Here is a 12,944-nt window from a genome sequence, read left to right as displayed (position 1 = left end):
AAGGCGCATCAGCGCCCTCTGGTTTATTAGTCGGTGAATGGGATGATGATTTCGCCCGGTTTCACTTCTATACCTTTCGCCAGTTTTTTCGCCAGCGCTTCCCCCTGACTGCTGTCGTCCTGCAGAACATAGGCAGGCTGTTGGTTAAAGTAATTACGCAGCGACTGGTTTAAATACGGCATCAGCGTTTGTAGTACCGACTGCATTTTTTCAGGTGTGACGGTCGCGTCCACGACTTCCATCTCTTGCAAGTAAATCGCGCCTTTCTCTTTATTGAAGACCGGTAGCGCTTTAAGTTTCAGCTTCATGGTGGCTTTCTGACTGCCAAACAGGGAATTCATGTCCAGATTGGCATCACCCGTCAGAGTCACTTTATTAGGCTCTTCACGCCCTATCTGACTGGCGAGATTGCTCAGTACGATGTGTGCTTCAGCGACGCCGGGCAAACCGATATCTTTTGAAAAGTTATTATGCTTCGCCAGCGCCTGATTAATCTCTTGCTCGCTAACCGTATATTGCGTGAGTTGATTACAACCAACCAACAGGCCGCCGACAATCAGTGCAGCGGCAAAAAAAAGCTTTTTCATGGGAGTCCTCAACATGATGCATATGGCGTAATCGTGACACAAAGCATCATCGAGTACCAGCGCCCCGGGCACCAGCAGAAAAAACTGAAAAGTGCTCGTGCGCCGGATTAGCTATCAGGCATCGGGTTCCAGCATGCCGCGCGTCGGGCGTTTGTGGCTGAATTGCCAGCCCAAAGCCAGGAAGGTGATGAAGCCGATAATACCGAGCATCATCCATGGCAATTCAGGCTGCGCCAGGGCTTTGCCCATATCAAACAGCCAGCCGCCGCCGACATAACCAATTGCGCCGCCGATGGCGAGCCCAAGTCGGCTGAAGCCCATGTAACTTCCTCGCGCCCGTGCATTGGCCAGCGAGGCGCTCAGGGTTTCACGCGCCGGTTCGGCGATGATCGAGCCGATATAGAAGGTGCAGATCAGCGTGAATAGCTGCTGTAAATTGCCGACCAGACCGATGGGCATCATGCTCAGAGACATCACCAGCAGACCGGCCATCAGGCGATGTTCCAGGCGAAAACGTTTTTCACTCCAGCGGGCAATAGGGTAGAGCAGCGTTAACGAGAGGCATGCTTCGATGGCATACATCCATTTCACGGCGGCAGGCGAGCCAGCGATGTCGTTCACCATGATTGGCAGCATTAACATGACCTGTACCGCCAGCATGTAATAACCCGCCAGCGTCAGCACATAGGTGACAAAACGTTTGTCATGCATCACGTGGCCCATCCCTTCACGCACCGGAATTTTCACCGTCGACAATTTCCATGCCGGGAGTAGCCAGGCGTTAAACGCCGCGCACAGAACAAACAAAATGGCTCCTGTCGCGCAGACCAGGCGGAAATCGTACTGTAACAGCCAACTGCCAAGTAACGCGCCAACCACGGCGCCTGCGCTATCCTGCATCATCAGGATAGAGAAAAAACGCCCGCGCTTTTCCGGGCGGATCAGTTTGACCACCAGCGCCGAACGGGGAGGGTCGAACAGCGTGCCGCCCAGCCCGGAAAGAAAACAGGAAAACCACAGCAGCCACGGCTCGTGGGCAATACCCATGGTGGCGAACCCGGCGGCGCGCATCAGCATACCGGTGACGATCATCGGTTTCGCGCCGAAACGGTCAGCAATAGCGCCGCCAAAAATACCCAGACCCTGCTGAATAAATTGACGCAATCCTAACGCGATCCCGACCATAACGGCAGCCCAGCCCATTTGGTCGACGAAGCGAATTGAGATCAGCGGGAAAACGACGAAGAAGCCCAGCACGACCAGCATATTATCGATGAGAAGGAAGTATTTACCCAGGTTCCTTGCCTGCGAGACTTGCGACATTTCCCCTCCCGGGAAAAACTCGTCACTCTGGTTAGAGTTTAAAAGATAAGCATCTCCTATTCTGCGGTGTCGTCATCGCTTTTCCCACCCTTGGCGGGACAATATTTTTTTATCAAAAGCCCGTCTTGATAGAGAGTTTTCATCAAAATGTGTGAATAATTCAAAAAATGGCAATTTGCTCTTTTCAAAGGGCATATTTGCACAGGTATAGTATCGCGAATAGCGTATTGAAGACGTTACGGGAAGGAGTAGGTATAGAATGTTTGGCTATCGCAGTAACGTGCCAAAAGTGCGCTTAACCACGGACCGCCTGGTCGTGCGTTTAGTGCACGAGCGTGATGCCTGGCGTCTGGCAGATTATTACGCAGAAAATCGTCATTTCTTAAAACCCTGGGAACCTATTCGCGATGAAAGCCACTGTTATCCCTCCGGCTGGCAGGCGCGTCTGAGTATGATCTCTGAGTTTCATAAACAAGGCACCGCGTATTATTTTGCGCTGCTCGATCCGGAAGAAAAAGAGATTATCGGCGTCGCGAACTTCTCGAACGTGGTGCGGGGATCTTTCCACGCTTGTTATCTCGGTTATTCCATTGCGCAAAAGTGGCAGGGGCAGGGGCTGATGTACGAAGCTTTAACCTCGGCCATTCGTTATATGCAGCGCACGCAGCATATTCACCGCATTATGGCGAACTATATGCCGCACAATAAACGTAGTGGTGACTTGCTGGCGCGACTCGGTTTTGAAAAAGAAGGGTATGCCAAAGATTACCTGCTGATTGACGGGCAGTGGCGCGATCATGTGCTGACGGCGTTGACCACATCAGAATGGACCCCAGGCCGCTAAGTTCCAGGTTAGCCTGAGTAATGGAGAAAACGATGAAATACGAATTAACCGCCACCGAAGCACGCGTGATTGGTTGTTTACTGGAAAAACAGGTCACCACGCCGGAACAGTATCCGCTTTCTGTCAATGGCGTCGTCACCGCCTGCAATCAAAAAACGAATCGTGAACCGGTGATGAATCTGTCGGAATCGGAAGTGCAGGATCAGCTTGATAACCTGGTGAAGCGGCATTTTCTGCGTACGGTGAGCGGCTTTGGTAATCGCGTCACGAAATATGAGCAGCGTTTCTGCAACTCTGAATTTGGCAATCTGAAACTCAGCGCAGGCGAGGTGGCGCTGGTCACCACGCTGTTGCTGCGCGGCGCGCAAACGCCGGGCGAACTGCGAAGCCGTGCTTCGCGAATGTACGAATTCCGCGATATGGCTGAAGTGGAGTCGACGCTGGAAAAACTGGCGACCCGTGAAGATGGCCCTTATGTGATCCGTCTGGCGCGCGAGCCGGGTAAACGCGAAAGTCGCTATATGCACCTGTTTTGCGGTGATGTTGATGAGCCCATCGCTGCGGCAGATGAACTCCCGGTCGCGTCTGGTGATCTGCAGGCGCGCGTTGAAGCCCTGGAAACAGAAGTCGCGGAACTTAAGCAGCGGCTGGATTCTTTGTTGGCGCACCTGGGAGACTAACGTGAATAAATTACGTATCGGTGTTGTCGGTCTGGGTGGCATTGCGCAAAAAGCCTGGCTGCCCGTACTGGGCAGTTCCGCAGACTGGACGCTGCAAGGCGCGTTTTCACCTTCGCGGGAAAAAGCGCTGCGTGTCTGTGAGACCTGGCGCATACCCTACGTTGACTCCCTGGTGAATCTGGCGAAAACCTGCGACGCGGTTTTCGTCCATTCCAGCACCGCGACGCATTTTGCGGTGGTCAGTGAACTCCTGAATGCCGGGGTCCATGTGTGTGTGGATAAACCGTTGGCGGAAAACCTGCGTGAGGCTGAACAACTGGTCGAGCTGGCCGCGCGGAAAAAACTGACGTTGATGGTCGGCTTTAACCGCCGATTTGCGCCGCTGTATCAGGATCTCAAAGCCATGTTGGGCAACGCAGCGTCTGTGCGTATGGATAAGCATCGTTCGGACAGCGTGGGGCCGCATGACCTGCGTTTCACTCTGCTGGATGACTATCTGCACGTGGTCGATACTGCGTTGTGGTTGGCAGGAGGGAAGGCGCAGTTAAATAGCGGTACTCTGCTGACTAATGACGCTGGCGCGATGCTCTACGCCGAGCACCATTTTTCTGTCGATCAGCTACAAATTACAACCAGTATGCATCGGCGTGCCGGTAGCCAGCGGGAGTGCGTTCAGGCGGTGACCGATGGGGGACTGATTGACGTCACAGATATGCGGGAATGGCGGGAAGAACGCGGGCAAGGTGTCGTACACAAGCCGATAGCAGGCTGGCAAACGACCTTAGAACAGCGAGGTTTTGCCGGATGTGCGCGGCATTTCATGGAGTGTGTGCAAAATCAGACGGTTCCTCAGACGGCAGGCGAGCAGGCGCTACTGGCCCAGCGTGTTGTCGAAAAGCTATGGCGGGAGGCGATGGCTGAATAACCGCCTGTAACATCTGGCGGTAGTAATTCATTGTAATCCAGGTACTATATGCCAACTCAAAATAACACCTCTTTTCAACCATAGGCTGGCTTGTAGGCCTGATAACACGCTGCGGCGTCGCCATCAGGCACAGTGACATTGCCGGATGGCGATGTTGGTTATACGGGGTTTTGCCTCAGGGTCTGGAATACAACATAGATGAATTTATTAAAGTCGCTGGCAGCCGTCAGCTCGATGACGATGTTTTCACGTGTGCTGGGTTTTGCGCGTGATGCGATTGTCGCCAGAATCTTTGGCGCAGGGATGGCGACCGATGCCTTTTTTGTGGCCTTCAAACTTCCTAACCTGCTACGCCGAATTTTTGCTGAAGGCGCATTTTCTCAGGCGTTTGTGCCTATTCTGGCTGAATACAAAAGTAAGCAGGGGGAGGATGCTACCCGCGTGTTTGTTGCCTATGTTTCAGGGCTGCTGACGCTGGCGCTGGCCGTGGTGACGGTTGCCGGGATGCTGGCTGCGCCGTGGGTGATTTTAGTCACTGCGCCAGGGTTTGCCGACACCGCCGACAAATTTGCCTTGACTACCCAACTGCTGCGGATCACCTTTCCTTATATCCTGCTGATTTCACTGGCCTCGCTGGTCGGCGCAATCCTTAACACCTGGAACCGCTTTTCTATTCCGGCGTTTGCGCCGACCTTTTTGAATATCAGCATGATCGGTTTTGCGCTGTTTGCCGCGCCTTATTTTAATCCTCCGGTACTGGCGCTGGCATGGGCCGTGACCGTTGGCGGCGTGCTGCAGCTGGTGTATCAACTGCCGCATCTGAAGAAAATTGGCATGCTGGTGCTGCCGCGCGTGAACTTCCGCGATGCGGGGGCGATGCGCGTCGTCAAGCAAATGGGGCCGGCGATCCTCGGGGTTTCCGTCAGCCAGATTTCACTGATCATCAATACGATTTTCGCCTCGTTTCTGGCCTCCGGCTCGGTTTCCTGGATGTATTACGCCGACCGTTTGATGGAGTTCCCGTCCGGCGTCCTTGGCGTGGCGCTGGGGACTATCCTGTTGCCATCGCTATCAAAAAGCTTTTCCAGCGGTAATCATGATGAGTATTGTCGTCTGATGGACTGGGGGTTGCGTCTGTGTTTTCTGCTGGCATTACCCAGCGCTGTGGCGTTGGGTATTCTGGCAAAACCGCTGACGGTTTCTCTGTTTCAGTACGGTAAATTTACCGCCTTTGATGCCGCCATGACCCAGCGCGCGCTGGTGGCATACTCGGTCGGTTTGATTGGTTTGATCGTGGTGAAAGTTCTGGCCCCTGGCTTTTACTCGCGCCAGGATATTAAAACGCCGGTGAAAATTGCTATTGTGACGCTGATTATGACTCAGGTGATGAACCTGGCGTTTATCGGCCCGCTGAAGCATGCCGGGCTGTCGCTGTCGATTGGTCTGGCGGCATGTCTGAACGCTTCACTGCTTTACTGGCAGTTGCGTAAACAGAAAATCTTTACCCCGCAACCGGGCTGGGCCTGGTTTCTGGCGCGTCTGGTGATTTCCGTCGTGGTGATGTCAGCGGTCCTGTTCGGGATGCTCTATATCATGCCGGACTGGTCGCAGGGAACGATGTTGTGGCGTTTACTGCGTCTGATGGCCGTCGTGGTGGCTGGGATTGCAGCTTACTTCGCCGCGCTTGCTGTGCTGGGCTTTAAAGTGAAAGAGTTTGTGCGCCGGACGGCGTAACCGATAATTGCCGGATGGCGGCGTTACGCCGGATCCGGCCTGCAGAACGCGCTGGCCTGAAAGCTGTGAGCGATCAGGCTGGCATTAAATAGAGAATTTTTTCCCGCCGCGGTGCGCAGCAGAGGTTTGACCGTTTGCGCCATACAGCGCCGGCTCCTGGTGCGGTTTCAGCACTTGAATCGCTTGTTGATTACGCTCAATTTGCCCTTCCAGCAGCCATCCGTTGTGCTGGTTGAGGTCGCGCAAATGCTGCGTTTTTTGAGTGATCGTCTGCCAGCGTTCAGCAATCTCATCGTTGGCGCTGCGCGTGGCGTCATGCTCCAGACGGCGCTGCTGCTCCAGATAATCAAGGGTTGCCAGCAAAGAGCTTTTTTCTTCTGTAATACGCTGTAGCTGGCTGCCGTTGATATATCCGGCGGAAAGCTGCTGCTGCTCAGCATCCATTACCGTTTTCAGGTCATTGAGGACGGTTGTCATCTGATCAAGTATTTCTGACAAACGAGTCATACTTTATTTACTCTGTAAGTAGCTCTGTGCCTCGCGAATGAGCGAGTCAGCAATTTTTCCGGTATCCATTTTCAACTCACCGTTACGGATCGCGGTTTTTAATGCTTCGACGCGTTCCATATTGATGTCATTGGTGCCGGGCTGCATCAGTTTGGCCTGGGCGTCGCTCAGCATGACGCTGGTGCTGGTGGTCGCGGTGGTTTTTTCCTTCCGCGCTTTTTGTACCGGCGCATCGCTGGTTTCACGTGGCTGAACGGTACTGACTGGCTTCAATGGTGAGGTACGATCAATGCTCATTTTGTTTATCCTCATCGAGGGGTTACGCTATAGCGGCCCGCTGTAATCATTGGTTGTTTATCTATCGGCACACGCTAAAAAATCTTTAACCTATTATAGGTTAATAAGAATATTCCCATCAGAATCGACGATGCCGCTCACCACCTGGCCGGAAATCATCCGCACTCGCGCATTCTGTGCGACGGCGGCATTGTTCAGCGCTTTACCTTCGGCATTCACCCGAAAGCCATCGCCGTTGGCGATAACCAGTACGCGTTGGCCAGCTTTGATCCGCCAGGCCTGGCGCAACATTGAAAGCTGTATCGGCTGACCGGGAACCAGATCGCGCAGACTCACCGCGTCCTGCACCTGATTCAAATCTAACACGGCGCGCGGCGGCAGTTGGTCCAGCCGGCCTCGCTTTAACGTCACGCTGGTCGGGGTTAGCGCACTGCCCCGGGCGACGGGCGCGGCGGCAACCACGTAGTTTCCCGTGGCCTGCACATTCACCTGCAAATAACGTTTCTCGTTGGCGCAGCGGGCCAGCACGTTCACATTCCCCCACAGTTTCGCGTTGCCTGACACGCTTAATGCGGGTTGCTCGCAACTGGGCAGTAGGTTAGGCGACGTACGGATAGTGACGACCACCTCATCGCTAAATCCGGCCAGACGTTGGGAAAACCATGCCGTCAGCTGTGAATTCAGGTCTTGCGCCAGCGTCATAGGGCTGAACAGCAGTGCTGCCACAACTATTCCACGTTTAAACGTTTGCATCAAAACCTCGCGCTTTTTCAGGTAGTGGCAGGATTTTACCTGTGTGACGCAGTCATCAACGCAACAAATAGCGACGCATTTTGCGTTTATTCCGGCGATAACGCGCGCGTAATGGGATTTAAGCTGTCGGCTGAATTTTGTCATTTGCGGAGGAGATATGCTCGATAAGCTCGACGCCGCCTTACGTTTTCAACAGGAAGCGCTGAATTTGCGCGCCCAGCGCCAGGAAATTTTGGCCGCCAACATTGCCAATGCCGACACGCCGGGGTATCAGGCGCGCGATCTGGATTTCGCCAGTGAATTGAAAAAAGTCATGGTGCGTGGACGGGAACAAACCGGCGGCGTCTCGTTGACGCTGACCTCTGCACAACATATTCCGGCCCAAACCGCTTCTGCTCCCGCTACGGAATTGCTCTATCGCATTCCTGACCAGCCGTCTCTGGATGGTAATACGGTGGATATGGACCGGGAACGTACGCAATTTGCAGACAACAGCCTCAAATATCAAATGGGGCTGACCGCGTTGGGCGGACAAATCAAAGGCATGATGAACGTGCTGCAAGGAGGGAACTAATTCGTGGCGCTGTTAAATATTTTTGATATCGCAGGCTCTGCGCTGACGGCGCAGTCTAAGCGTCTGAACGTGGCGGCCAGCAACATGGCGAATGCGGATAGCGTCACCGGACCCGACGGTCAGCCGTATCGCGCCAAACAGGTTGTTTTTCAGGTTGATGCCGCGCCAGGGGCGGCTACAGGCGGCGTAAAAGTGGCTGACGTTATTGAAAGCCAGGCGCCGGATAAGCTGGTGTATGAGCCGGGTAATCCGCTGGCCGATGCGAACGGCTACGTAAAAATGCCGAATGTGGACGTCGTCGGCGAGATGGTCAACACCATGTCCGCTTCGCGTAGCTACCAGGCAAACGTCGAAGTGCTCAACACCGTGAAAAGCTTGATGCTCAAAACGCTTACGTTAGGCCAGTAAAGGAGACGCACATGTCTGTTGCTGTAACCATGAATGACCCGAGCAATGCAGGCGTTAAAGCCGCTACCGGGAATAGCTCCCTGACGGGCAGTAATGCCGCTGACCTGCAAAGCAGTTTTCTGACGCTGCTGGTCGCACAGTTGAAAAACCAGGACCCAACCAACCCGCTGCAAAACAACGAACTGACCACCCAACTGGCGCAAATCAGCACCGTGAGTGGGATTGAGAAACTGAACACCACGCTGGGGTCTATTTCCGGGCAGATCGACAACAGTCAGTCGCTGCAGGCCAGTACGTTGATTGGTCACGGCGTCATGATCCCCGGCACCACCATCCTGACCGGTAAAGGTACGGAAGAGGGCGCGAAAACCACCACCACGCCGTTTGGCGTTGAGCTGCAGCAGCCAGCAGATAAGGTCACTGCAACGATTACCGATAAAGACGGCAAAGTGATACGCACTATTGATATCGGCGGCTTGAAAGCAGGAGTTCATACCTTTACCTGGGACGGCACCATGACCGATGGCACGGATGCGCCAAGCGGTTCTTATAACGTCTCAATTGCTGCCAGCAATGGCGGAACGCAACTGGTGGCGCAGCCGCTTCAGTTTGCGCTGGTGCAGGGTGTTATTCGCAGTAACGGCGGTAATACGCTGGACCTGGGCACCTATGGAACCACCACCCTCGACGAAGTACGGCAAATAATCTAAGCCCTCACACTTATCAGGAGTAAGTCATGGCCTTTTCTCAAGCGGTCAGCGGTCTGAACGCTGCAGCGACCAACCTCGATGTCATTGGTAATAACATCGCCAACTCCGCTACCTACGGTTTTAAATCTGGTACGGCTTCTTTTGCCGATATGTTCGCCGGTTCTAAAGTGGGCCTGGGGGTTAAAGTTGCGGGTATTACTCAGGACTTTACCGATGGTACTACCACCAATACCGGACGCGGACTGGATGTGGCTATCAGCCAGAACGGATTTTTCCGTATGGTAGACAGCAACGGCTCTGTATTCTACAGCCGTAACGGTCAGTTCAAGCTCGATGAAAACCGCAATATCGTTAACATGCAGGGGCTGCAACTGACAGGTTATCCTGCTACCGGTACACCGCCGACAATACAGCAAGGTGCTAACCCGGCACCGATCACTATTCCGAATACGCTGATGGCGGCGAAAACCACGACTACCGCGTCAATGCAGATCAACCTGAACTCCACTGACAAGGTGCCAAGCAAAACGCCGTTTAATCCAAACGATGCGGATTCCTACAACAAAAAAGGCACTGTTACCGTTTTCGATAGTCAGGGTAACGCCCATGACATGAATATTTTTTATGTCAAAAACGCGCAGAGCAACACCTGGGAAATTCACACACAGGATGCCTCAACCGGCGACCCCGCAAAATCAGCCGGGTTTATGCAGTTTAACGAAAATGGTGCGTTTTTAGGGATTAGCGCTACGGCAACCGGTACGCCAGCAGGAACGGACATCAACATCGAAACAGGGCAAATTAACGGTGCAGATACCGCAAAATTCTCCCTGAGCTTCCTGAACTCTATGCAGCAGAACACCGGTGCCAACAACATCGTCGCCACGAATCAGAACGGCTACAAGCCGGGCGATCTGGTGAGCTACCAGATTAACAATGACGGTACCGTGGTCGGTAATTACTCCAACGAACAGCAACAGGTACTGGGCCAGATCGTGCTGGCAAACTTTGCCAACAATGAAGGTCTGGCGTCTCAGGGCGACAACGTCTGGGCGGCTACACAGGCTTCCGGCGTGGCGCTGCTGGGTACCGCAGGCGAAGGTAACTTCGGCAAACTGACCAACGGCGCGCTGGAAGCCTCAAACGTGGATTTGAGTAAAGAACTGGTGAATATGATCGTCGCTCAGCGTAACTATCAGTCGAACGCGCAGACCATCAAAACCCAGGATCAGATCCTCAACACGCTGGTCAACCTGCGCTAAGCGCCTGACGGGATGGCTTAATGGATCACGCAATTTATACCGCTATGGGCGCGGCCAGTCAGACGCTGAATCAACAGGCGGTGACGGCCAGCAACCTGGCAAACGCCTCCACGCCGGGCTTTCGTGCGCAGCTCAATGCGCTGCGTGCGGTTCCCGTTGAAGGTTTGTCTTTGCCGACGCGTACGCTGGTGGTGGCCTCCACGCCGGGGGCCGACATGACGCCGGGCCAGATGGACTATACCTCACGCCCGCTGGACGTGGCGTTGCAACAGGACGGCTGGTTGGCTGTCCAGACCGCAGACGGTAGTGAAGGGTATACCCGTAATGGCGCCATTCAGGTAAGCCCTACGGGTGAACTCACTATTCAGGGGCATCCGGTAATCGGTGAAGCCGGGCCGATAGCCGTACCAGAAGGTTCCGAAGTCACCATTGCGGCTGACGGGACGATCTCGGCGCTTAACCCAGGCGATCCGGCTAATACGGTTGCGCCCGTTGGGCGTCTGAAACTGGTGAAGGCGACGGGGAATGAAGTGCAACGTGGCGACGACGGTATGTTCCGTCTGACTCAGGCCGCACAGGCTACCCGTGGCGCGACGTTACAGGCCGATCCGAGCATCCGCGTTATGTCGGGCGTGCTGGAAGGCAGTAACGTCAAGCCGGTTGCCGCGATGAGCGACATGATTGCCAACGCCCGCCGCTTTGAAATGCAGATGAAGATTATCAGTAGCGTGGATGATAACGCGGGCCGCGCTAACCAACTGCTGTCGATGAGTTAACACAGGACATTTTATGATCAGTTCATTATGGATCGCCAAAACCGGCCTGGATGCGCAGCAAACCAACATGGATGTGATTGCCAACAACCTGGCAAACGTCAGCACCAACGGATTTAAGCGCCAACGTGCGGTGTTTGAAGATCTGTTGTATCAGACGATTCGCCAGCCTGGCGCCCAGTCTTCTGAACAAACCACACTGCCGTCTGGTTTGCAGATTGGTACCGGTGTGCGTCCGGTGGCAACCGAGCGTTTACACAGCCAGGGGAACCTGTCGCAAACCAATAACAGTAAAGATGTGGCGATTAAAGGCCAGGGCTTTTTCCAGGTCATGCTGCCTGATGGTACGTCAGCTTATACCCGTGACGGTTCTTTCCAGGTGGATCAGAACGGTCAGTTAGTGACGGCGGGTGGTTTTCAGGTTCAGCCTGCCATCACCATCCCGGCTAACGCGCTCAGCATCACCATTGGACGTGACGGTATTGTCAGTGTGACCCAACAGGGTCAGGCTGCGCCTGTTCAGGTCGGGCAGCTTAACCTGACCACCTTTATGAACGATACCGGCCTGGAAAGTATTGGTGAGAATCTGTACACCGAAACGCAGTCATCTGGCGCGCCAAATGAGAGCACGCCGGGGCTGAACGGCGCGGGTCTGCTGTACCAGGGGTATGTTGAAACCTCTAACGTCAATGTGGCGGAAGAACTGGTAAACATGATCCAGGTTCAGCGCGCTTACGAAATCAACAGTAAAGCGGTATCGACCACCGATCAGATGCTGCAAAAACTGACGCAACTCTAAAGTGGAGTCCGGTGGGGTGAGAACCTCACCGGCACACTGATTTTGAAGATGACCGCAATGCGAAAATACGCGCTTCACCCATACCCAATTTTAGCTCTGCTGGTGGTTTCACTGACAGGGTGCGCCTGGATTCCAGCCACGCCGCTCGTGCAGGGCGCGACGTCTGCTCAACCGGTTCCAGGCCCGACGCCGGTGGCGAATGGCTCAATCTTCCAGTCGGCGCAGCCGATTAACTACGGTTATCAGCCGCTATTCGAAGACCGCCGTCCGCGCAATATTGGCGATACGCTGACCATCGTATTGCAGGAAAACGTCAGCGCGAGCAAAAGCTCCTCGGCAAACGCCAGCCGCGACGGCAAGACCAACTTTGGTTTTGATACCGTACCGCGCTACCTGCAAGGGCTGTTTGGTAACGAACGTGCCGACGTAGAAGCCTCCGGCGGCAACACCTTTAACGGTAAAGGCGGCGCGAACGCCAGCAATACCTTCAGCGGTACGTTGACCGTAACGGTCGATCAGGTCCTGGTGAATGGCAATTTACATGTCGTGGGTGAAAAACAGATCGCCATTAATCAGGGCACTGAGTTCATTCGCTTCTCTGGGGTCGTTAACCCGCGCACCATCAGTGGCAGCAACTCCGTACCGTCAACTCAGGTTGCGGATGCGCGTATTGAGTACGTCGGCAACGGCTACATCAATGAAGCGCAAAATATGGGCTGGTTGCAGCGTTTCTTCCTTAACTTGTCGCCGATGTAAGCGAGGTACCCG

At 54.3% G+C, this 12,944-nt stretch carries 16 protein-coding genes; 11 read left to right on the top strand and 5 right to left on the bottom strand.

Going from position 1 to position 12,944, the window contains the following annotated elements:
• Nucleotides 1-26: 26 nt before the first annotated feature.
• Both M4I31_RS14340 and mdtH read right to left on the bottom strand, forming a co-directional pair.
• Nucleotides 27-587 carry a lipoprotein gene (locus M4I31_RS14340; RefSeq protein WP_038639673.1) on the bottom strand — a complete coding sequence of 187 codons (561 nt, stop codon included), beginning with the start codon at nucleotides 585-587 and terminating at the stop codon, nucleotides 27-29.
• A gap of 114 nt (nucleotides 588-701) precedes the next feature.
• Nucleotides 702-1,910, bottom strand: coding sequence for a multidrug efflux MFS transporter MdtH (gene mdtH / locus M4I31_RS14335; RefSeq protein ID WP_038639676.1), 1,209 nt, complete (start codon nucleotides 1,908-1,910; stop codon nucleotides 702-704).
• A gap of 259 nt (nucleotides 1,911-2,169) precedes the next feature.
• Here mdtH and rimJ point away from each other — a divergent pair, with 259 nt between their 5' ends.
• The 4 genes from rimJ to murJ all read left to right on the top strand — a co-directional run bounded on the left by rimJ (nucleotide 2,170) and on the right by murJ (nucleotide 6,093).
• Nucleotides 2,170-2,754 (top strand): ribosomal protein S5-alanine N-acetyltransferase, encoded by a 585-nt coding sequence (gene rimJ, locus M4I31_RS14330; protein ID WP_006685101.1) that lies wholly within the window; start codon nucleotides 2,170-2,172, stop codon nucleotides 2,752-2,754.
• Between the two features lie 32 nt (nucleotides 2,755-2,786).
• Nucleotides 2,787-3,434 (top strand): YceH family protein, encoded by a 648-nt coding sequence (locus M4I31_RS14325; RefSeq protein WP_069323312.1) that lies wholly within the window; start codon nucleotides 2,787-2,789, stop codon nucleotides 3,432-3,434.
• 1 nt (nucleotide 3,435) lies between these two features.
• Nucleotides 3,436-4,359, top strand: a complete 924-nt coding sequence (locus M4I31_RS14320; RefSeq protein WP_085048531.1) for a Gfo/Idh/MocA family protein — start codon at nucleotides 3,436-3,438, stop codon at nucleotides 4,357-4,359.
• Nucleotides 4,360-4,557: 198 nt separating this feature from the next.
• Nucleotides 4,558-6,093, top strand: a complete 1,536-nt coding sequence (murJ, locus tag M4I31_RS14315; RefSeq protein WP_038639684.1) for a murein biosynthesis integral membrane protein MurJ — start codon at nucleotides 4,558-4,560, stop codon at nucleotides 6,091-6,093.
• Nucleotides 6,094-6,177: 84 nt separating this feature from the next.
• Here murJ and flgN read toward each other — a convergent pair whose 3' ends face one another.
• The 3 genes from flgN to flgA all read right to left on the bottom strand — a co-directional run bounded on the left by flgN (nucleotide 6,178) and on the right by flgA (nucleotide 7,650).
• Nucleotides 6,178-6,600: a flagella biosynthesis chaperone FlgN gene (gene flgN, locus M4I31_RS14310; RefSeq protein WP_069323314.1), complete on the bottom strand. Its 423-nt coding sequence runs from the start codon at nucleotides 6,598-6,600 to the stop codon at nucleotides 6,178-6,180.
• A 3-nt stretch (nucleotides 6,601-6,603) separates the two neighbouring features.
• A complete protein-coding gene (flgM, locus tag M4I31_RS14305) occupies nucleotides 6,604-6,897 on the bottom strand; it encodes a flagellar biosynthesis anti-sigma factor FlgM (RefSeq protein WP_003832153.1) in 294 nt (97 codons plus the stop codon).
• A 93-nt stretch (nucleotides 6,898-6,990) separates the two neighbouring features.
• Complete coding sequence (flgA, locus tag M4I31_RS14300; protein ID WP_038643111.1) at nucleotides 6,991-7,650, bottom strand: flagellar basal body P-ring formation chaperone FlgA; 660 nt, start codon at nucleotides 7,648-7,650, stop codon at nucleotides 6,991-6,993.
• A gap of 157 nt (nucleotides 7,651-7,807) precedes the next feature.
• On the opposite strand from flgA, the gene flgB reads away from it, so the two are divergent.
• The 7 genes from flgB to flgH are packed head-to-tail and all read left to right on the top strand — an operon-like array spanning nucleotide 7,808 to nucleotide 12,932.
• Nucleotides 7,808-8,224, top strand: coding sequence for a flagellar basal body rod protein FlgB (gene flgB, locus M4I31_RS14295; RefSeq protein WP_038639692.1), 417 nt, complete (start codon nucleotides 7,808-7,810; stop codon nucleotides 8,222-8,224).
• A 3-nt stretch (nucleotides 8,225-8,227) separates the two neighbouring features.
• Nucleotides 8,228-8,632 carry a flagellar basal body rod protein FlgC gene (flgC, locus tag M4I31_RS14290; protein WP_006685091.1) on the top strand — a complete coding sequence of 135 codons (405 nt, stop codon included), beginning with the start codon at nucleotides 8,228-8,230 and terminating at the stop codon, nucleotides 8,630-8,632.
• Nucleotides 8,633-8,643: 11 nt separating this feature from the next.
• Nucleotides 8,644-9,342, top strand: a complete 699-nt coding sequence (gene flgD / locus M4I31_RS14285; RefSeq protein ID WP_038639698.1) for a flagellar hook assembly protein FlgD — start codon at nucleotides 8,644-8,646, stop codon at nucleotides 9,340-9,342.
• 26 nt (nucleotides 9,343-9,368) lie between these two features.
• The gene (gene flgE, locus M4I31_RS14280) at nucleotides 9,369-10,604 is read left to right on the top strand and encodes a flagellar hook protein FlgE (protein ID WP_085048530.1); all 1,236 of its coding nucleotides are present in this window, start codon (nucleotides 9,369-9,371) and stop codon (nucleotides 10,602-10,604) included.
• A gap of 20 nt (nucleotides 10,605-10,624) precedes the next feature.
• Nucleotides 10,625-11,380: a flagellar basal body rod protein FlgF gene (locus M4I31_RS14275; protein ID WP_038639704.1), complete on the top strand. Its 756-nt coding sequence runs from the start codon at nucleotides 10,625-10,627 to the stop codon at nucleotides 11,378-11,380.
• A gap of 13 nt (nucleotides 11,381-11,393) precedes the next feature.
• On the top strand, nucleotides 11,394-12,176 hold the full coding sequence (flgG, locus tag M4I31_RS14270) for a flagellar basal-body rod protein FlgG (RefSeq protein WP_006685087.1): 783 nt from the start codon (nucleotides 11,394-11,396) through the stop codon (nucleotides 12,174-12,176).
• Nucleotides 12,177-12,233: 57 nt separating this feature from the next.
• Nucleotides 12,234-12,932, top strand: a complete 699-nt coding sequence (flgH, locus tag M4I31_RS14265) for a flagellar basal body L-ring protein FlgH (protein ID WP_016152630.1) — start codon at nucleotides 12,234-12,236, stop codon at nucleotides 12,930-12,932.
• Nucleotides 12,933-12,944: the final 12 nt, after the last annotated feature.

The sequence above is a fragment of the Citrobacter sp. XT1-2-2 genome (assembly GCF_023516235.1).
Classification (GTDB): domain Bacteria; phylum Pseudomonadota; class Gammaproteobacteria; order Enterobacterales; family Enterobacteriaceae; genus Citrobacter; species Citrobacter werkmanii.
This window is presented reverse-complemented; position numbering and strand designations above follow the sequence as displayed.